The sequence below is a fragment of the Streptomyces sp. NPDC058239 genome, assembly GCF_042882185.1.
In the GTDB taxonomy this organism is placed as follows: Bacteria; Actinomycetota; Actinomycetes; order Streptomycetales; family Streptomycetaceae; genus Streptomyces.
Genome location: NZ_JBHVWS010000025.1, coordinates 17,095 through 36,442 on the forward strand (window position 1 = coordinate 17,095; position 19,348 = coordinate 36,442).

Annotated in this window: 18 protein-coding genes; 5 read left to right on the plus strand and 13 right to left on the minus strand. The window is 70.7% G+C overall.

Annotation, left to right across the window (positions count from 1 at the left end):
- Positions 1 to 70 precede the first annotated feature (70 nt).
- Positions 71 to 1,366, minus strand: coding sequence for an alpha/beta hydrolase family protein (locus ACFVYE_RS25040; RefSeq protein WP_383971099.1), 1,296 nt, complete (start codon positions 1,364 to 1,366; stop codon positions 71 to 73).
- Between the two features lie 67 nt (positions 1,367 to 1,433).
- Between ACFVYE_RS25040 and ACFVYE_RS25045 the strand changes: the two genes are divergently transcribed.
- Positions 1,434 to 1,970 carry a helix-turn-helix domain-containing protein gene (locus ACFVYE_RS25045; RefSeq protein WP_383971101.1) on the plus strand — a complete coding sequence of 179 codons (537 nt, stop codon included), beginning with the start codon at positions 1,434 to 1,436 and terminating at the stop codon, positions 1,968 to 1,970.
- A 9-nt stretch (positions 1,971 to 1,979) separates the two neighbouring features.
- Here ACFVYE_RS25045 and ACFVYE_RS25050 read toward each other — a convergent pair whose 3' ends face one another.
- Positions 1,980 to 2,249 (minus strand): hypothetical protein, encoded by a 270-nt coding sequence (locus tag ACFVYE_RS25050; protein WP_383971104.1) that lies wholly within the window; start codon positions 2,247 to 2,249, stop codon positions 1,980 to 1,982.
- A 411-nt stretch (positions 2,250 to 2,660) separates the two neighbouring features.
- Here ACFVYE_RS25050 and ACFVYE_RS25055 point away from each other — a divergent pair, with 411 nt between their 5' ends.
- From ACFVYE_RS25055 to ACFVYE_RS25065, 3 genes are read left to right on the plus strand one after another with little or no spacing between them, the layout of a single operon-like run.
- Complete coding sequence (locus tag ACFVYE_RS25055) at positions 2,661 to 2,870, plus strand: ferredoxin (RefSeq protein ID WP_128511110.1); 210 nt, start codon at positions 2,661 to 2,663, stop codon at positions 2,868 to 2,870.
- Positions 2,860 to 4,233 (plus strand): NAD(P)/FAD-dependent oxidoreductase, encoded by a 1,374-nt coding sequence (locus tag ACFVYE_RS25060; protein ID WP_383971108.1) that lies wholly within the window; start codon positions 2,860 to 2,862, stop codon positions 4,231 to 4,233. Before ACFVYE_RS25055 ends, ACFVYE_RS25060 begins: the two co-directional genes overlap by 11 nt.
- A gap of 31 nt (positions 4,234 to 4,264) precedes the next feature.
- Complete coding sequence (locus ACFVYE_RS25065; protein ID WP_383971110.1) at positions 4,265 to 5,464, plus strand: cytochrome P450; 1,200 nt, start codon at positions 4,265 to 4,267, stop codon at positions 5,462 to 5,464.
- A gap of 173 nt (positions 5,465 to 5,637) precedes the next feature.
- Here the strand turns inward: ACFVYE_RS25065 and ACFVYE_RS25070 are convergent, their stop codons facing one another.
- The 11 genes from ACFVYE_RS25070 to ACFVYE_RS25120 form a co-directional block, all read right to left on the minus strand.
- Positions 5,638 to 7,755: a PQQ-dependent sugar dehydrogenase gene (locus tag ACFVYE_RS25070; RefSeq protein ID WP_389607421.1), complete on the minus strand. Its 2,118-nt coding sequence runs from the start codon at positions 7,753 to 7,755 to the stop codon at positions 5,638 to 5,640.
- A 59-nt stretch (positions 7,756 to 7,814) separates the two neighbouring features.
- Positions 7,815 to 8,777, minus strand: a complete 963-nt coding sequence (locus tag ACFVYE_RS25075; RefSeq protein WP_389607422.1) for a hypothetical protein — start codon at positions 8,775 to 8,777, stop codon at positions 7,815 to 7,817.
- 220 nt (positions 8,778 to 8,997) lie between these two features.
- Positions 8,998 to 9,312, minus strand: a complete 315-nt coding sequence (locus ACFVYE_RS25080) for a hypothetical protein (protein WP_389607423.1) — start codon at positions 9,310 to 9,312, stop codon at positions 8,998 to 9,000.
- Positions 9,313 to 9,444: 132 nt separating this feature from the next.
- Positions 9,445 to 10,632, minus strand: a complete 1,188-nt coding sequence (locus ACFVYE_RS25085; protein ID WP_389607424.1) for an exo-alpha-sialidase — start codon at positions 10,630 to 10,632, stop codon at positions 9,445 to 9,447.
- Positions 10,629 to 11,408: an HpcH/HpaI aldolase/citrate lyase family protein gene (locus ACFVYE_RS25090; RefSeq protein WP_383971125.1), complete on the minus strand. Its 780-nt coding sequence runs from the start codon at positions 11,406 to 11,408 to the stop codon at positions 10,629 to 10,631. The genes ACFVYE_RS25085 and ACFVYE_RS25090 overlap by 4 nt, the downstream gene beginning before the upstream one ends.
- 47 nt (positions 11,409 to 11,455) lie before the next feature.
- Positions 11,456 to 12,451 (minus strand): aldo/keto reductase, encoded by a 996-nt coding sequence (locus ACFVYE_RS25095; protein WP_383971127.1) that lies wholly within the window; start codon positions 12,449 to 12,451, stop codon positions 11,456 to 11,458.
- Positions 12,448 to 13,290: an ATP-binding cassette domain-containing protein gene (locus tag ACFVYE_RS25100; RefSeq protein WP_383971130.1), complete on the minus strand. Its 843-nt coding sequence runs from the start codon at positions 13,288 to 13,290 to the stop codon at positions 12,448 to 12,450. The genes ACFVYE_RS25095 and ACFVYE_RS25100 overlap by 4 nt, the downstream gene beginning before the upstream one ends.
- Positions 13,287 to 14,150, minus strand: coding sequence for an ABC transporter ATP-binding protein (locus ACFVYE_RS25105; protein WP_383971133.1), 864 nt, complete (start codon positions 14,148 to 14,150; stop codon positions 13,287 to 13,289). The genes ACFVYE_RS25100 and ACFVYE_RS25105 overlap by 4 nt, the downstream gene beginning before the upstream one ends.
- 3 nt (positions 14,151 to 14,153) lie before the next feature.
- Positions 14,154 to 15,077, minus strand: a complete 924-nt coding sequence (locus tag ACFVYE_RS25110) for an ABC transporter permease (RefSeq protein WP_383971136.1) — start codon at positions 15,075 to 15,077, stop codon at positions 14,154 to 14,156.
- Positions 15,078 to 15,080: 3 nt separating this feature from the next.
- Positions 15,081 to 16,010, minus strand: coding sequence for an ABC transporter permease (locus ACFVYE_RS25115; RefSeq protein WP_383971138.1), 930 nt, complete (start codon positions 16,008 to 16,010; stop codon positions 15,081 to 15,083).
- Between the two features lie 3 nt (positions 16,011 to 16,013).
- Complete coding sequence (locus ACFVYE_RS25120) at positions 16,014 to 17,615, minus strand: ABC transporter substrate-binding protein (RefSeq protein WP_389607425.1); 1,602 nt, start codon at positions 17,613 to 17,615, stop codon at positions 16,014 to 16,016.
- A gap of 220 nt (positions 17,616 to 17,835) precedes the next feature.
- Here ACFVYE_RS25120 and ACFVYE_RS25125 point away from each other — a divergent pair, with 220 nt between their 5' ends.
- Positions 17,836 to 19,266, plus strand: coding sequence for a four-carbon acid sugar kinase family protein (locus ACFVYE_RS25125; protein WP_389607426.1), 1,431 nt, complete (start codon positions 17,836 to 17,838; stop codon positions 19,264 to 19,266).
- Positions 19,267 to 19,348: the final 82 nt, after the last annotated feature.

Genomic DNA, 19,348 nt, shown 5'->3' on the forward strand with positions numbered 1-19,348 from the left:
GCTCTCCGTCGGAACCTGCGCTCGCGCACACGGCACGGCACGCATCCGCGAGCACGCTCGCTTCCCTGAACTAACGGGATGCCACCGTGGTGTGTGCTGACTCCGTGGAGACTCGCATCAGCCAGTCGGCGATGTCAGTGACGACTGCCGGATCCACGTGTTGCGCCGGTGCGTATTCCGCAGGCGTCGACGGGCCGGTGCCGGGGAAGAACAGGTGGTTGTCGGGGTCGTAGACGCGGATCGCCACGTCCTGGTGACCGGCGAGGCCGGCCTCCCACCGTGCCAGGTCGTCAGCGACGGTGACTTGGTAGTCACGGCCGCCCTGGAGAATGAGCATTGGTTTGTCCAGGGCCGCCGCGCTGGCGACCGGGTCGTAGTCGCGCAGGTCCAGCCAGTACGGGGCAGCTATGCCGAGCGGCAGCTCGCTGGTCGGCGTCGACGAGGAGAGGTCGGGACTGTCCACCATCCTCGCCTGCCTGGTGAGCGCCTCGATGGCGGGCTCGGCCAGGGCGGCCGTCTCGGGATGCGACGCGAGGTAGCGGACCACCCGGACGGCGGCCCAGTGCATCGGCTGTGCTTCGCCGGCCAGAAGGACCAGCCCCGCAACGGACGACTCGGCGGCCGCCACGCGCGGGGCCACGGTGGCGCCCATGCTATGGCCCAGGACGAAGACCATGGCGGGGTCCACAGCCGGGTGCTGCCGGAGCAAGTGGACGGCTGCGATCGCGTGCGGCAGGTACTCATCGGCCATGGTGAAGTCGCGAAGCTCTGCAATCTCGCTCCGATGGGCGTGCGTAACTTTGTCGAACCGCAGTACCGTCACGCCGCGGCTCGCCAGCCCCCAAGCGAGATCCTTGCCCGGCTTGTTCCGCCCCATCGTCATATCGCGGTCGAACGGTCCCCCACCGCCCAGCAGCACGACAGCGGGCCGAGGCCCCGACCGACGCGGCAGGCTCAATGTGCCAGGCACCGCGAGTGGACCCGAGCCGACCGTCACGTCGTGCTCATCGAACTTCTCGGGGTCCGCGTAGTCGGGCGGCTCCCATGGTTCGACGGCAGGCACGACCTGGAGGTTGACGAGCCGGCCCGCGTCGTCGACCGACACCACCACCGTCAGCTCCTGGCGCTCGCATGTCACGGGAATCTTCACTGCGACCACCCCCGCCCCAGCCGGCTCGCTCACGGGTACACCGGTGGAGGAGATCGGGCCGTACTGACCGAACATGGCTGCCCAGCCGACCCGGAGCGCATCCGCCGTGACTTTTGCACGCAGTGGCGGCGCGAACAGGTCGCAGATATCCGCGAAGCGACCCTTCTGCGCCATGTCGAGGACAGCTATGCCTGTCGGCACCGGCTCGGACCGCATCGTCAATTCCCCCCACACCTACTGTTCTTAAGTTTGAGAACGGTATCACATGTGAGATAGTATGGCGGTGGACACGCTGGAACTGCTCGCACATCCCGTACGGCTGCGGATCGTGCACGCCATGCGCGGCGGGCGGACGCTGACGACCTCACAGCTGTGCGCCCGGATGCCCGACGCCTCGAAGGCCACCGTGTACCGGCACGTCGGCCTGCTCGCCGACGGGGGTGTCCTGGAGGTCGAGGGCGAGCAGCGGGTGCGTGGCGCTGTGGAACGCCGGTACCGGCTGTGTCAGGAACGGGCGGTGATCGACGCCGACAAGGTCGCGTCGGTGCCACTGGAGGACCACCGCCGTGTGTTCGCCGTGGCGATGGCCGCCCTGCTTGCCGAGTTCAATGCCTACCTCGACCGGGATCACGCCGACCCGATGGCCGACTCCGTGGGCTATCGGCAGCATGCGCTTTGGCTCAGCCAGGACGAGCTCGCCGAGATGATCAGCGAGTTGCGCAGCGTGATCGTGCCCCGGATGGAAAATGAGCCCGCACCGGACCGTGCGCAGTACCTGCTCAGCCCGATTCTGTTCCCGATCGAGGAAGGCACCGTCTGACGGGACGGCTCACGGGTCGGGCTCCTGGGTGTCGTTGGCGCGGGCAGCCATACGGAGGAAGGCGGGCGGACCGAAGTGGACCACCGTGGACCCGCGTTCCTGCTGGGCGCCGAGTTGGGCGAGCTTTCCCTCTGCGCCGGCGAAGCTGACTTGGAGTCCTTCGGCCCCGCCGAGCCAGCCCTCGCGCGGCTTCTCGGCCTGTGCTTCGCGTCGCCCTGCACGTACCAGGCCCGTGACGACGACTGCGGCGACCAACGCCACCAGCAGCACAGTCCCCATGCTTTCCCCTCCCCTGCCTTCGGCGGTATGCCCGCCTTCTGCCTCCCCGGATCGGAACTGGTCCATCCGGGAGGTTGGTCAGTTGGGAGCGCCGGTGTTCCACGAGGTGAGTTCGACGCTGAACCCGGTGTAGTGGAGGGGGTGGACGAGCCTCCGGCGACGTGCAGGATCTCGCCGGCGCGGAACGCTCCGACGGAGACGCCGGGGCAGGAGCGCAGATGCGTAAGGCGGAGGCCGAGCCGGACAGGCCGTCCACCGGCCCCCGCCCGTCCCTCGCCCGGTCCCCTGGCCGACGGCAACCGGTGCCGGCTCGTACCAGCTCGTCGGGGGGCCGAGCAGTTGCCGTGCGGGCTTCCGGGTTTCCCCCCATGCTGGAAATGAGGGGGTAACGCGACGGAGGAAGTGGTGAGGATGCGGACCGTTGTGGACCTCACGCGCTGCCAGGGCTATGCGCAGTGCGTGTTCCTCGCGCCGGAGGTGTTCCAGCTGCACGGTGAGGAGGGATTGCTGTACGCCCCGGCCGTCCCCGACGACCAGGTCGAGCGCGTGCGCCAGGCCGCGGCGGCCTGCCCGGTCCAGGCGATCCTCCTCGGTGAAGAGGTGAGCGCCGGTGCCCGGTGACCTCAAAGACGGCCGTATCGTCATCGTCGGCGCGTCGCTGGCCGGGTTGAGGGCCGCAGAGACGCTGCGCGACGAGGGCTTCACCGGCTCGCTGACCGTGGTGGGGGATGAGCCCTACCCGCCCTACGACCGGCCACCACTGTCCAAGCAGGTGCTGCTCGGCAATGTGCCGGCGGACACCACGGGGCTGCCGATGCGCCGGGACCCGGACGCCGACTGGCGGCTGGGAGTAGCCGCCACCGGCCTGGACTCTCTCGGGAAACGGGTCATGCTGGCCGACGGCGAGTCGCTGCCGTTCGACCGGCTGCTGATCGCCACCGGGACCCGGGCGCGGCCCTGGCCCAACCCGCAGGAGGCATCCCTGGACGGAGTGTTCACCCTGCGCACCCGCGACGAGGGCGGGAAGCTGGCCGAGCGGCTGGCCGCCGGGCCGGGGCGGGTGCTCGTGATCGGCGCCGGCTTCACCGGCTCGGAGATCGCCTCGGCCTGCCGGGAGCGAGGATTGGACGTCACGGTCGCCGAACGCGGCCCCGCACCCCTGGTGGGTGCGCTCGGCGGGACGCTGTCGAAGCTTGCGGCCGTCATGCAGCGCAACCACGGCGTGGATCTGCGCTGTGGGGTGACGGTCACCGCCCTGTGCGGGGACGGGAACGGCCGGTTCACCGGTGCGGACCTGTCCGACGGCAGCCATGTCGACGCGGATGTGTGCGTCGTGGCGTTGGGGGCCGTTCGCAACGTCGAGTGGCTGGAGGAGTCCGGGCTGGCAGCGGGCCCGCGCGGGGTCGCCTGCGACGCCGGGTGCCGGGCCTTCAACATGTACGGGATAGTCACCGACGACGTCTTCGTGGCCGGTGACGTCTCCCGGTTCCCGCACCCGCTGTTCGGGTACCAGATGCTCTCCCTGGAGCACTGGGGCAACGCCGTCACGCAGGCCGAGGTGGCGGCCCACAACATGGTCAGTCCGGGACCCCTGCGGCGCCCGCACCTCGCCCTCCCGACCTTCTGGTCGACCCAGTTCGGGCTCAACATCAAGTCGGTGGGCGTGCCCACCTTCTCCGACCAGGTGGTCATCGCCCAAGGCTCTCTGGAGGCGCGCCGTCTGGCGATGGTCTACGGCTACCAGGGGCGGGTCACCGCTGCGGTCACCGTCGACATGGCCAAGTCGCTCGACTACTACAAGCACCTGATCGAGACGGCTGCTCCGTTCCCGCCCCCGCCCGGCGCGGCGGACCGTGCGCTCGCGGCCGACATCCCTATTCCGTCCGACGTGCCGGACCCGAAGGGCCTGTCCCACGGCCCTACCGTGGCACTCACCGGTTACCTGCCCGATCGCCGACTGACGGTGGTGCGGCCCACCGGCTGACCCACGTCCCGCCCAACCACGAGGAGCCACCATGGACTCCGACACCTTGCTGGCACGGATCACCGACTACGAGAACCGCCCCAACCCCTACCCGCTGTACGCGGAGCTCCGCGAGGCCGGTCCCGTGGTGCGCCAGGCAGACGGCAGCTATCTGATCGGCACCTACCATGACATCGCCGCTCTGCTCCACGACCCTCGCATGAGTGCCGATCCGCGCTCCCGCACCGCCCCGGCTGCGTCCGAGGAGACGACGAAGCCGCCGTTCCTACGGCTCGACGACCCCGAGCACCACAGGCTGCGCACCCTGGCCATGCGTCCGTTCGGCCCGCCGCACAGCCCGGGCCGGATCGATGCCATGCGCGGCGAGATCGCCCACATCACCGAGGAACTGATCGAGGCGCTCCGGGATCGCAAGCAGATCGACATCGTCGATGACTTCGCCTACCCCCTGCCCATCACAGTCATCTGCCGACTGCTCGGCGTCCCGCGCGAGGACGAGACGCTGTTCCAGACATGGACCGACGTAATCGTCGCGTCCGCCGACATCGGGCCCGAAGAGGACACCACCGAACGGGACCAGGCGGGCATCCGGGCCCGGCAGGAGATGGGCCGGTACCTGGTCAACCTCGCCGAACAGCGCCGCGACCGGCCCACCGCCGACATGCTCTCCGCCTTCATCAACGAGCCGGACCCCGCCCTGCGGCTCACCGACGAGGAACTCGCGGAAACCACCATCCTGTTGTTCATCGCCGGACACGAGACCACGGTCAATCTGATCGCCAACGGCGTCCTCACCCTGCTGCGCCAGCCCGACCAGCTGGACCGGCTGCGCCGCGAGCCCGGCCTGCTGCCGCAAGCGGTGGAGGAACTGCTGCGCTACGAACCGCCGGTCCACATGCGCGAGAGGGTCCCTCTCGCCGACATCGACGTCGCCGGCACCACGATCCCCGAGGGCGCGTCAGTCGTACTGGCGCTGGCCTCAGCCAGCCGCGACCCCAAGCGGTTCCACGAGCCCGACCGGTTCGACCCCACCCGCCGGGACAACGAGCACTTCGGCTTCGGCAGCGGCATCCACCTGTGCTATGGCGCACCCCTCGCCCGCATCGAAGCCGAGACCGCGCTCGGCGCCCTGATCCCCCACCTCGGCACGGCCGGCCTGGTCCAGGACCCGCCCCCCTACCGGCAGAACGCCATGCTCCGCGGACCCCGCCACCTGCCCATCCAACTATGAGGCCGCGTGGCGGCACACAGCACATCAGGCGATCCATCTTGCAGCCGACGGCAGCTGTCGCCCTCTGGCCTTCGTACTGACCGCAGGACAAGCCGGTGACGCGCCCGCCCAATGGATGCGGATGTGGGGACGGTGCGGGAGCGGGCCGACGACCTCGGCCCGCTCCCACGAGGTCAGTCGTCGGCCCGAGTGCCCTTCACCTTCAGGTGGCGGACGCGGCCCGCGTTGTCGAAGGATCCGAAGCCCACCCGGCCCGAGGCGAAGACCGGGTCGGTGGCCGTGATCAGCGGGTTGCGGCTGCCGTCCAGGTAGACGGCGGTCTCACCGGTGTCGGCGCAGTGGGTGAGGCGTACCTTGTGCCATCCGTCGTCCTTGATCGCCGGAGGTGCGCCGTAGGTTCCGTTCCACTGGTCGTCGATGCGCAGCCGGTCGGCGTCGTTGACTGTGAACAGACCGTTGTGCGGGTAGATGGTGTTGTCGCTCGACAAGTGTGCGTACTGGAACCGGGTGTCCGACTGATAGTCCCAGATCAGGATGACGTCACGGTTGGTGATCTCGACGGGGGTGTCGATCCGCACCTCCGCCTCGATGGTGACGGAGGAGTAGCGCGGGCCCGCGGTCAGGACGGCGTACTCGAAGGGGCGGCGCGGTCCCGGGCGGGCGACGCCCGGCTCGGTCATGATCGTCTCCCTTGCGGTGTACGCCCACTTGGCCGGGGTGACCGGCGCCCAGTTGTCGGGCCCGGTGGTGTGGGTGGTGGGGGTGTTGCCGATCCGGCAGTCGGCGAAGGTGCGGGTCCCGGTCACCTTCCAGACCTTGCCGTTGGCCTTCGAGACGATGTACAGGCCGCCGCTGCGGTCGGTGCCGAAGCGCAGGTCGACACGCTGGTCACCGGCGAGGTCGCGCATGGTGACCGTCTTCCCGGTGGACTTGTCGAAGAGCATCAGCTGTTCGAGCGGAGCGAGTTCGCCGCCGCGGTGCATGTCGCGAGTGTCCGCGGCCAGGATCCGACCGTCCACGAGGTCGCCGAAGATGTACTTTCCGCGCAGCGCCGGCGCGTCCTTGCCGCGGTAGACGGAGCCTCCGGCGATGGCGCGGCCCACATCGGACCGGCAGTTCCAGCCGGATCCCGGGTCGTGGTCGTAGGCGGCGACCGGGTAGGTGTAGCCGTACTGGGCGTCGTCGGCGGGCAGGGGAAGGATGCGGGCGCACGGGTCGGTGGCCTTCTTGTCGAATACGAAGGGGCCCTCGCGCTCGCTCCAGCCGAAGTTGTCACCGGCCTTGACCTCGTACACCGACTCGATGGCGTGCTCGCCTATGTGGCCGAGATACATACGGTGGCTGCCGCCCGCGTCCCAGCTGAAGCGGTGCGGGTCCCGCATGCCTATGGCGTAGATCTCGCCGAGCGCACCGGGCTCACCGACGAACGGGTTGGACTTGGGGATGCCGTACCGGCCGTTGGCGCTGTCACGGCCCACGGGGTCGATCCGCAGAAGTTTGCCGTGCGGGAGCGTCAGGTTCTGCGGTTCGCTGTTGCCGACGCCCTGTCCCCCGTCACCCACTGCGAGGTAGAGGAGGCCGTAGTCCTCGTCGTGAGGCTTTGCCGTCGGGTTGAAGTCGATCTGCTGAATGCCGTGGACCTGGCCGGTGAAAGCGATACGCAGCACCTCGCGGTGGGTGCCGTGGAAGACGGCCGCGGAGGGGTCGTCGGCGGTCCACTCAGTGATGATGCCGTGATAGGTGAGCGTGCCGGCCTGCCGGTAGTCGGGAGTCTCGGTGGCCTGTGAGGCGAGCTCGGTATGGATGGTGTAGAAGCGCCCGTTCGTTCCGAACTCCGGGTGGAATGCGGCGTACCCGAGGCCCTGACCGAGGCCCCGGCCTGAGAAGAAGTGCGGGAATGCCGCCTTGACGTCCAGGTAGGGGTGCGGGGTGCCCCCGGAGGTGCGCGTCGCACTGCCGGGATCGGTGAGGTACAGGGTGCCGTTGAGGTCGGGGGTCGCCATCCGGCCGGAGCCGTCGGGGAGTTCGTTGATGGTGTTGATCCGGGCGTGGCGCATCAGGCGCGGGTCCGTCGGCGCCGGGACGGGTTCCGACTTGGGGAACTGTGCGAACTCCTGCAGGACGAGAGCCGTCCTGGACTGGACGGGCTTCTGCGGAATGGGGTCGGTCAGGGCGGCGGTCGCCGCGGCGGGCTCGTCGGCATGGGAGGGCGCGGCGAGACCGCCCAGGGCGAGGGCTGCGCTGACGGCCACGGCCGCCCAGTGCCTTCGATACGTACGTCGTGACGCCATGCGGGTCCCTTCGAGCTGGCGTGACAGGTGAGGAAAGGACGATCCGGGGGCGAGAAGGGTCAGCGGCCCCGCGTCATGCGCCGGTACTCCGCCGCCACCGCTCCGGCCGGCACCGGGCGGTTCAGGAACAGGAGGTCGTCCATGCGGCAGTCGCAGGCGTTGTTCTCCCGGGTGTTCTGGGGGAAGCTGCCACCGATCTTGATGCCGCGCGGATCGGTGGGCGAGGCGCGGTGGGGCGCCGGCGTGGTGGTGAGTTCCCAGGGGTCGCCCGGCGTGACGTAGAAGCCGTCCAGGGGCTTGCCGTCGCGGTAGAGGGCGAGGGTGCCGTCGCGGAAGTCGAACGTCGCGGCCAGGTGGACCCATTCACCACGGGGCAGCAGTTCTTCCCAGGGGGCGCCGGCAGCGAAAGTCTGGGAGGCGCCGCTGTCCAGACGTCTCCCCAGCGCGACCAGCTTCAACTCACCGTTGACCTGGATGAGTTCGAGCAGCGCACGCACCGCGTGACCGTCGGAGGCTCCGGACAGTACGCCGGCCAGCCCAATGGCGTTGTAGCGGTCGCTCGGGTCGGCCGTGTTGGAGTTGAGGGCGGGATTGTCGCCCGTCATCTTGAACCAGCCCATGACGGTGGCGCCCCGGGCACTGCGGAAGGCGTCGAGGGACGACATGCCCTCGGCGTCCCAGGTCCCGGCCTTCCAGTCGTCGTTGCCCGCGGTGGCCGGGTTCTGCTGGCGCACCTGCAGGGCGGGCGAAGCGCCCGGGTACGCCTCGTCGGCGACGCGCATCGCGGAACCGCCGTTGATCAGGCTGAGCGCGGTGCCGGAGCGTCCGATGTCGCGCTCACGAGCGGGGTCGGCGGGGTCCGGGTGCCCGAAGTCGTACGCCGCCACGGCCTGGGCCCGCAGCGGAGTGTGGGCGGTCGAGGGGCGGGCCGCCTGGGCCGGAAGCGTGGCGGCGGCAAGCGAGGCGGTCGCGGCGAGCGCGGCGACGGCGAGTGAGTAGCGTCTGGTGCGTGGCGGAGCCATACAGCCTCCCAGCGGCAGCGAAGGGGCAGCCGACCATGGTCTCCCGGTCGACAGAAAGCGCTTTCGTACGCGGGCAGAGACCATGTAACTCCCTCGCGACGACCCTGACAATGGGCGTGTACTCGCCAATTTTGTGGGCGCCCTTCGACGGCGGCGCGGACTCCTTGCTGACAAGGAGGCAGCCCGCGAGCGGCCCATCAAGGCACAGATGCCAAGCAGCTCACGGCGGTTTACGGGCGGCTCGCCGCGAGTCCGAGGGGTACGGCGGGCGGGTGAAGCGGTCTGGTGCGCAACCTCGCAGGCGCCGGTCCACCCGCTGGACGGCATCGCCCCGCTCGGCGACGGCCCGCGAGTTACTGCCGGGCGCGCACACGACCGGGATGCCGCAGGCGCGTGCCGCGGCCAGGTCGATGGTGTCGGTGCCGACGCCGTGCTTGGCGATGACCTTGAGGCGACCGGCGGCCTCGATGACATCGGCGGCGATGATGTCCATGCCGGAGATCACGGCGTCGGCGTCGCGGACGTGGTCCAGCAACTCGGCGTGCCTCAGAACTTGTTCACCACCGATACGAGGGAGCCCTGCGTCCGCGTGTTCCAGGACAGTCCAGGGGTCTCGGGAGTGGCGGGCGAAGGTGGGGCCGGCAAATGAGGGTGGTGGTACCGAGCGTCATGCCGTGACTTCCCGGGAGGTCCAGTCGGGCGTCAGGCGGATGTGCCGGATGGTCTGACGGTGGTGGGTATAGGCGATGTGCAGGGCGCCGTCGAGTGTCTGGATGATCGACGGGTAGGAAAGTTCACGGTTGAGGCGGTCGCGGGAGTTGTTCGTCAGGCAGTAGCCGTCGCCGGTGACGAGGTCGTGACGGTGCGGCCAGGTGCGGCCGCCGTCCGTGGAGAGCGACAGGGTGAGGGGCGCTCGGGGAGAACCCCAGTGGGCGGCGCCCTCGTCGTGGACCGCACCGCCCGCCTCTCCCCCGGTCCCGTCTCCGGCCCCGGCCGCGTCGTCGATCTCGTCGTAGAGGGACTCCCGGCGCTCCGTGGAATCGGCGGCGCTGGAGTGGTTGTGCACGAGGGCGAGGCGGCCGTCGGCCAGCACCTCGTACTGGATGGAGGAGTTGTTGTTCGGCACCGCGAGGGGTTCCGGGACCGTCCACGTTTCGCCGTCGTCGTACGACACCGACCGGTGCACCGCGTCGGCGGCCCGGCTGCGGAACAGCGCGAGCAGTGAACGGTCCGGCAGGGAACGGATGTTCATGTGAACGCGGCCGGTGGAACCGGGGACGGCGCGCTCGCGCCAGGTGAGGCCGGCGTCATCGCTGATCAGGACGGCACTGGTGTCGGTGCCCCCGTCCCATCGGCGGCCGGGCGCCATCACGCAGCGGAAGACCGGCAACAGCCAGCGGCCGGAGGGCAGCACGGTGGGCGGTTGGCGTACGTAGACACCGCCGCGTTCGTCGGCCGGGAACAAGGTCCGTGGCGCGCCCCAGCTCGTACCGGCGTCCCTGCTCACCCGCAGCCGGACCTCCGCCGTGTCCTGGTGGCCCGAGCGCTGGGCGGTGTGCAGCAGCCACAACTCTCCCTGAGGGGTGGAAAAGAGGAGTGGGTTCTGCTCGGAGCGGTCCGGGTCGTGGGAAAGGCGGACCGGGTCGGTCCAGCGGTCCGCCCCGGGGGCGAGGCGGGAGAAGTACACGGAGATGTCCCCGACGCCTTCCTGCGTTCCGGAGAACCACACGCAGCCGAGGTCCCCGCCGGGCAGCACCGCGAGGTTCGCGGCGTGGCTCTGCACGGCGGGGGCGGGCAGGACGGCCTCGGTGCGGCCGTCCTGGGTGGGGTGGGCGCGCAGAATGCCGTCGGTCATCGGGTGGCCTCGTCGGAGCGGGCGGCGGCGAGGTGACCTCGGGCGGACTGTTCGAGGTGGATGACGTCGCTGGCCACGGTGGCGAAGGTGAATCCTTCGGCGAGGCGCTTGGCGGCGCCGGCGCCGTCGGAGTTGTGGATGCCCGCCGCGATACCCGCGGCTTCGGCGGCCTCTCGGACGGTGACCAGGGCCGCCTCGAACTCGGCGGACACGGACGGGTCGGTGGAGGTGGCGCCGCCGATGGCGATGCGCAGGTCGGATGGGCCGATATAGATGCCATCGAGGCCCGGGGTGGCGCAGATCGCCTCCACATCGGCGAGGCCGTCCGCCGTCTCGATCATGGCGAGGACGACGGTCTCCGCGTGCGCGTCGGCGGGGTTGGGACCGATGTACAGCTGGGAGCGCATGGGCCCGTAGGAGCGGCGGCCCAGCGGCGGGTAACGGACGGCGGCGACCGCGTCGGCGGCGTCCTGAGCGTTGTCGATCAGAGGGACGATGACGCCGGTGGCGCCCGCGTCCAGGGCGCGGCCGATGGACGCGGGGTCGTTGGCCTCGACGCGGACCATGCTGACAGCGGTGGAGCCCTTGGTGTCCACGGCCATGAGGTTGTTCAGCATGCCCTGGTAGCCGAAGAGGCCGTGCTGGGCGTCGAAGGCAAGGTAGTCGTAGCCGAGGCGGGCGAGGCGCTCGGCGGCGACGGGCGAGTCGAGCAGTGACCAGTAGCCGATGAGCCGCTGACGGGAGCGGAGGGCGGCGGCGAAGTCGGCGGGAATCATACGATAACTCCTCATTATGTTTAGGCAGTTGGGCAAATGCGGGTCGGTCAGCGGTTGTAGGCGGGCATCGGTCCACGCAGTTCGGCCCCGACCTCGTCGCAGGCGGCGGTGACGTCGGCGGGCAGCGGGCCCGCCTGGGCGGCGGCGACGTTGGCGCGCAGGTGCTCGGTCTTCGAGCCGCCCAGGAGCAGCGCGCCGGTCGAGGGACGGCCGAGCAGCCAGCGCAGGGCGAGTTCGGTGAGCGGGATGCCCGCGCTCCCGGCGATTCGGGTGAGGTCGGCGACGGCGGAGAAGAGGTGCTCGTTCCAGTACCGCTTCTTGTACATGGCGGCGAGCTTGGAGTCGCCGAAGCGGCCTGAGGACGGGTCCTGCTCGAAGCGGTGGCGGCCGGTGAGCAGGCCGCCGCCGAGCGGGTTGTAGACCATGGTGTGCAGGCCGGTGACGGCCGCGTACTCGACGTACTCCTCCTCGATGCGGCGGGCCAGGAGGTTGTGCAGCTGCTGGGCCACGACGGGGCGCGGGGCGCCCGACTCGTCGGCGGCGCGCACGAATTCGGCGATCTGCCAGGCCGCGAAGTTGGAGACTCCGAGCGCGCGGATCTTACCTTCGGCGACGAACTCCGCGACGGTCTGGAGGGTTTCGGCGATCGGCGTGGCCCGGTCGGGCTGGTGCAGGTAGAAGAGGTCGACGTGGTCGGTGCCGAGCCGCTTGAGGCTGCCTTCGAGCGCGGCACGCAGCCCGGCCGCGGACAGCGGGGCGTGCTCACCCTGGTCGGGGTGCGGGATGCCGGCCTTGGTGGCGAGGACGATGCGGTCGCGGCGGCCGGGCAGCAGCTCGGCGAGGATGCGTTCGCTCTCGCCGCCCGCATAGCCGTTGGCGGTGTCGACGCCGGTGATGCCCGCGTCCAGCGCCGTGTCGAGCATGGCGGCGGCGCCGGAGCGGTCGACGGTGTCGCCGAATGTCATGGTGCCAAGGACGAGGCGCGACAGCGGCAGCGGGACGGCGGGCAGGGCGAGGTCGCCAGGGGTGTCGGCGGCGGTCATGAACGGGTTCCTTCCGGGGTGGTGCTGAGCAGGGCGCGCGGTTTGACGCCCTTGATCGCGGTGGGATCGAGAGCTGCGCGGCGCAGGGCACGCGTGTAGGGCTCGGCGGGCGAGGCAAGGACGGCGGCGGTGCGGCCACTCTCCACTGCGCGGCCCGCACGCATCACGATGACGTCGGTGCTGATCTCCCGCACGACGCCGAGGTTGTGCGCGATGACGAGGTAGGCGATGCCGGTTTCGGCCTGCAACTCATGCAGCAGGTCGAGTACTTGGGCCTGCACGGACACGTCGAGCGCCGAGGTCGCCTCGTCGCACACCAGGAGGTCGGGGCTGGAGGCGAGCGCGCGGGCGATGCCGATGCGCTGGCGCTGGCCGCCGGAGAACTCGGGCGGGCGGCGCTCCAGGGCGCTGGTGGGCAGGCCGACACGGTCGATGAGTTCGGCGACGCGGCGCGCCCGCTCGGCCTTGTCGCGCAGCCCGGTGAGCCGCAGCGGTTCGGCAACGATCTGCCCGACGCTCAGGTGCGGGTCGAGGGAGCCGTAGGGGTCCTGGAACACCATCTGGATGCGGCGGCGCAGCGGGCGCAGGCGGCGTTCGGGCAGGATCGCGATGTCGGTGCCGTCGAGCAGGATGCGCCCCGATACGGGCTTGAGAAGGCGTACGAGCGCGCGGGCCACGGTCGACTTGCCGGAGCCGGACTCCCCCACCACGGCGAGCGAGCCGCCGCGCGGCACCTGGAAGGAGATCTGGTCGACAGCGCGGAACGGGCCGTCGGGGGTGGGGTATTCGACGACGAGATCCTCGACAGCGAGGAGGGGGCGCTCGGGTGAAGCGGTCACGTGGCTGCTCCCTGCACGGCGGACTCGGTATGTGGCGCGCAGTCCTCGTCCCAGGGGCCGAGGCTGGGTACGGCGGCGAGGAGGTTGCGGGTGTAGGGATGTGCGGGCCGGTCGACTATCTGCTGGGCGGGGCCCGACTCGACGAAGCGGCCGCCCTTCATGACGTGGATGCGGTCGGAGGCGATCCGGGCCACCCCCAGATCGTGCGTGATCATCAACATGCCGATGCCGGTGCGTTCCTGAAGCTCCATCAGGAGGTGGAGGATGCCGGCCTGCACGGTCGCGTCGAGGGCCGAGGTCGGCTCGTCCGCGACGAGCAGTTCCGGTTCGGCGGCGAGGGCGGCGGCGATCAGGATGCGTTGCAGCATGCCGCCGGAGAATTGGTGCGGGTAGGACTTCCAGCGGGTCTCCGGCTTCGGTATGCGAACCTGGGCAAGAAGCTCAACCCCCTTGTCACGGGTTTGGGCTCGGTTCAGTTCGGGGTGGCGCAGGCGCAGTGCGTCGCCGAGCTGACGGCCGATGGTGTGGACCGGGCTGAGCGCGGTCATCGGGTCCTGCGGGATGAGCGAGACTGTTCGGCCACGCACCTCGCGGGCGGCGTCCGGCTCGGCGACCAGGTCGCGGCCGGCTATGCGGGCGCTGCCGGAGAGGACTGCGAGTCCCTCGGGCAGCAGCCGCAGCACGCCCATCGCGGTGGTCGACTTGCCCGAGCCCGACTCGCCGATGAGGGTGACGGTCTCGCCACGGCGGACGGTGAAGCTCACACCGTCGACGGCGCGGACGACGCCGCGCGCCGTGATCAACTCGACCTGAAGGTCCTCGACGTCGAGCAGGGGCACATCCGTACCGGGTGCTTCCATGGCTCAGGCTCCCTTCGGTGCGGCGGACTTGCGGGGCGTGCGGGTGCGGTCGCGCAGCCCGTCGCCGAGCAGGTTGACGCCGACGACGAGGAACGCGATGACGAGTCCGGGCAGCGTCACTAGCCACCAGGAGGTGGTGATGTAGTCCTGTCCGTCGGAGATGATCCGACCCCAGGTCGCGAACGGCCGCTGAGGTCCCGCGCCGAGGAAGCTCAGAGCGCTCTCCAGGAGCACGGCCTGGGCGAGCAGGAGAAGAACGACGAGGCTGGCGGGCCGGACGATGTTGGGGATGACGTGCCGTACGAGGACGCTCCAGCCGCGTAGTCCGAGGACCCGGGCGGCGGCGACGTAGGGCTTCTCGCGTTCGACCAGCACGAGGGAGCGGGTGAGGCGGGCCACCTCGGGCCACTGGGCGACGGCGATCACGCAGGTGATGACGGTGATGGACGAGCCGAACAGGGCCACGACCAGGAGCAGCATCATCAGTAGCGGAAGGGCCAGTTGGGCCTCCAGGAGACGCGAGACGACCGTGTCGAGCCGGCCGCCGAAGTAGCCGGCCGCCGAGCCGGCGACGATGCCGATGAGCCCCGATACGACGACGGCGAGGACGCCGACGCCGAGCGAGACCTGGCCGCCGTGCAGGATCCGCGAGAGCAGGTCGCGGCCGAGCTGGTCGGTGCCGAGCAGATGCCCCTCGGTCAGGGGCGGTAGGCGGCGCCGGGAGAGATCCTGGGTGTTGGCGCCGGGCAGCGGGAGCAGGCCGGCGAGGACGACCGGCAGGGCGACGAGCACGGTGCACACGGCGCCCGCCCAGAGTTTGATCCGGGCCGAGCGCTGCTGCCGGGCGGCGTGGGCGCGGGTGAGGTCGCGTGCGGTGACGGCGCTGGGCCGCTTCGCGGCAGGCGTGATGGTGGTGGCGGTGGTCATGGCTCAGGCCGCCTTTCCGAGACGCACCCGCGGGTCGAGCAGCGGGTAGGCGAGGTCGACGAGGAGTTGGACGAGGATCGCGAGGGTCGCGGTGACCAGGACGGTGGCCTGGATCAGTGGGTAGTCGCGGGTCTCCAGGGCGCGTACGACGAGGGAGCCGACGCCCGGCCAGGCGAAGACGACCTCGACCACCACGACACCGTTGAGCAGCGCGGCGAACCGCGTGCCGAGGGCAGTGACGAGCGGAACGGAGGAATTGCCGAGGGCATAGCGCCAGGTGAGGGCGCGCTCGGAGACACCGCGTGAGCGGGCCACTGTGACGTACGGGGAGGCGAGGGCGGTGGACATCTCACGGCGTACGAGCCTTGAGATCAGGGCCAGTTGGAGGATGGCGACGGTTACCGTCGGCAGGACGAGGCCGCTCCACGAGGTGAACCCGGAGGCGGGCAGCACCGGCAGCAGCACGGCGAAGCACGTCAGGAGCATCACACCGGTCCAGAAGTCGGGCATGGACTGCCCGGCGACGGTGAGGATGTTCGCGCCCAGCTCCCGCTTGGTGTCGGCGCGGCGCGCCATCCATACGCCGAGCGGCACGGCGACGACGACGGTGAGGGCGATCGCGGCGACGGCGAGGGTGATCGTGTAGGGGACGCGGTCCATGACGACGCTGAATGCGGACGCGTGGAAGGAGTAGCTGGTGCCGAGGTCGCCGGTGCACAGGTCTCGCAGAAAGACCCCGTACTGGGAGATCAGCGGCTGGTCCAGGCCGAACAGGCCGCGGATGCGGGCGAGGTCGGCGCTGGTCGCGTTGGGGCCCGCGTAGGCGGCGGCCGGGTCACCGGGGGCGAGCCGGACCAGCAGGAAGACGGTGGACACGGTCAGGAAGACCGTGAGGAGGCTCTGCCCGATCCTGCGCACGAGATACGTCGTCACGGCTCATCCCTCCAGCCGCAGCGCGGTCAGGTCGTAGGAGTTGATCGGCTGCAGCCGCAGATCGTGCACGCGGGTACGGCGGGCGAGCAGCGTCTTGGGGGCGAACGCCCACAGGCTGGGCCAGGTGTCCCACACGGCGTGCTGGACGGCGGCCAGTTGACGGGCGCGGCCGGCGGCGTCGACCTCGGTCGCGGCCGCCGTCAGCCTCCGCTCGATGCGCGGGACGACGTATCCCATGAAGGCGTCGCCTGTTCGGTCCTTCTCGGCCGTCCCGCCGTACATGCCCTGGAGCGTGGTGAGGGCCTGCCCGGTGGGGCTTCCGTAGCCGTTGCCGATGACGTCCCAGTCGCCCCCGCGTCCCTGACGCCACTTCAGGATGTCGCCGCCGGGTTCGAACTCCTGGAGCGTGGCGCGCACACCGACGTCCTGGAGCATGCCGAGGACGGCCTCCATGACGGAGGTGTCGGCGGCGAACTCGCCGCTCTCCCAGATGATTCCGAGGCGGAGGCCGTCGGCACCCAGGGACTTCAGCAGGGCGCGCGCCTTGGCCGGGTGGTAGGTGTACGAGCCGGTGCGCACGGCCCCGTCGAGGGCGAGCGGCACGACGCCCTCGGCGGCGTCCGCCGACCCGGTCAGCACGTCGCGTACGAGGGACGTCCCGTCGATGGCGTACGTCAGCGCGTGCCGGACGCGGGCGTCCGCGAGGGGATGCCCCTTGGGTTTACGGAAGTTGAAGAACAGCTGGCACATGCGGACCCCGGAGGTCTCCTGGACCGTGACGCCGGGGAGTTCGGTGAGCTGTTCGGCGGAGTCGGGGGCGAGGGTGTCGATGACATCGAGCTCGCCGCTGCGCAGCGAGACGATGCGGCTGGACTCCTCGGGCACGAACCGCACACGCACCTTGTCGATGCGCGGCCGACGGCCCCAGTAGTGGGGGTTGCGGGCCAGGGTGTACTCGCCCGCACCGCTGTTGGCGCCGATGACGCGGTAGGGGCCCGCGCCGACCCCGGACTGGAGTTCCTCGGGGCGATTGGCCTTGGCGGGCGTGATGTGGATGTTGGCCATGAGACGGTCGAGTACGGGCAACGGCCGCTCGGTGTGCAGCAGGAAGGTGCGCTCGCCGGTGGCCTCGACCGTGGGCAGTTCGGGGAAGAGGCCGAGCAGGAAGGAGCCGTTGACCTTGCCGTACATGGTCAGAGCGGTACCGACGTCCTGGACGGTGACGGGAGTGCCGTCGGAGTAGCGCACGCCCTCGCGCAGCCGCACGCTCCACACCGTCGGCCCGGTCATCTCGAAGCGGTCGGCGAGCACCGGCTGCACCTTCATGCCGGGGCCGATTCGGGTGAGCGCCGGGCGCACAGCACGCTGCACGGTGACGGCCGCGTCGAACTGGTTCAGCTTGTTGTCGAGGCTGACCAGGGAACGGTTCAGGCCGAGACTGAGGGTGCCTGGGCCGGGGGATCCGGTAGGGCCCGCGCACCCGGTCAGCGGGCCGAGGGCCAGGCCGGCGCCGCCTGCCGCGCCCCAGCGCAGCATGGCGCGACGACCGGGCATCGTCACACGCGGGTGAGCGCCTGCTGAGGCGCTCCAGGGGTTACTGGTCATCGTCGACCTTCCCGGGTTTCAGAGGGGCGACAGGCTCGGACCTGACACACTCCACGCGGACCACGCGGGGCTGCGGATGTTGTGGCGGAGAGTGACAGGTGTCGCGGCGAGAAACGTGCCATGGTTGCGCGTTTCGCGCAAGATGTCTCGCGCATTTCGCGCAAGCTGTGTCATCATCAGCCGACGAGGCCGCCCGACCGGGCTGCCCGAGGAGGTACCCGTGTCCCTCACATCCCGCGGTGAGCGGGCCCTGTCCCCCGCCGACACATCGGCGCTGCTGCGTGTACTCGCCCTCGCCGACGACCTGTCGGGCGCGGCCGAGACCGCGGCGGAGCTGCGCGTGCCGTCGCGGATCGTGCTCGATGCCGCCGCCCCGCTGCCGCGGGCCCGGGCCGTGGTCGTCGACCTGCACTCACGCCGGCTGCCCGCGGAGGCGGCGGCCCGCGCGGTCCGGGCCGCGCTCGCCGCGCCGCGGGCTCCCGGCACCGTCCTGTTCAAGAAGGTCGACTCGCTGCTGCGCGGTAACTTCGCCGCGGAAGCCCTCGCCTACGCGGCCGGAGCCCGGGCCGTGGTCATCGCCCCCGCCCTGCCCGTCGCGGGCCGGACCGTCCGCGACCAAGTGGTGCACCTGAACGGCGTCCCACTGCACGTCACCGCGGCCTGGCGCGCCGAGCCCAGGCCCGCACCGCGCTCGGTGACCGAGGCCCTGGCCATCGGGGCACAGGCGACCGGGCACACTCCCGGCGCCCCTGGCGACGGGGACGGACCGGCCGGGACGGAGCGGCAGTGCACCCCGTCCGGGCTGCGGACGCCGCCCGCCGCGAGCAACGACCAGTACGCGAACGACGGGGCGCAAGCGGAGCGGCACAGCGCCGCGGCCGGGTTGCGCACCCTGCCCGTCCCCCTGGCCACGGTGCGCGCCGGCATCGGCATGCTTTCTCAACGCCTGGGTGCCATAGCCGAGTTGGGACGGCATCCGCTGTGCGACGCCGAAACCGATGCCGACCTTGACGCGATCGCTGCGGCGACGCTCCGGCTGGGCAGCGGGTTCCGGCTCCTGGGGACGGGAGGCCTGGCGGGGGCACTCGGCAGGCTGCTGGGCGACGCGAAGGCAAGATCTGCGCACACCCCTGAAACACCATCACTTCCAGCACCCACAGGCACCGCGGCCTCCGGCGCCCGCCCCCTGCTGGTCGTCGTCGGCACCGCGGAACCCACCGCCGCTGCGCAGATCGCGCAACTCGTCGCATTGGGCGCGTGGCACGTGCCGCTCGATCCCGCGGCACTTGAGGACATGACACTGCCGCCGGCCCCGATCCCCCTCTCCCCCGGCGCTGTCACCGTCATCAGCATCGACAACTCCCGCAGTTTCAGATCGAGTTCGGCCCACCACGTCGCCTCAGGACTCGCCCGCACCGTCGCCGCGCAGACCCCCGCCTGCGACCTCGTCCTGACCGGCGGCGAAACCGCCAGGAATGTGCTGGACGCCGTCGGTGTCGCGGAGCTCACGCCTGTCGGCCAGGTCCACCACGGCGCCGTCCGGCTGCGTACCCCCGACGGCAGGTCGGTCGTCACCCGCCCCGGTAGTTACGGGGGCGAGGACTCGCTGCTCAGGATCGCCCGCGCCCTGCGCCCGGACGCCGGATTCTGACCCGGCGCTCGGCATCCGACGCGCGCAGCACAAGCGCGCTCGACCGGGCACAGCCCCACCACCGCACACAGCCCGGCACCAC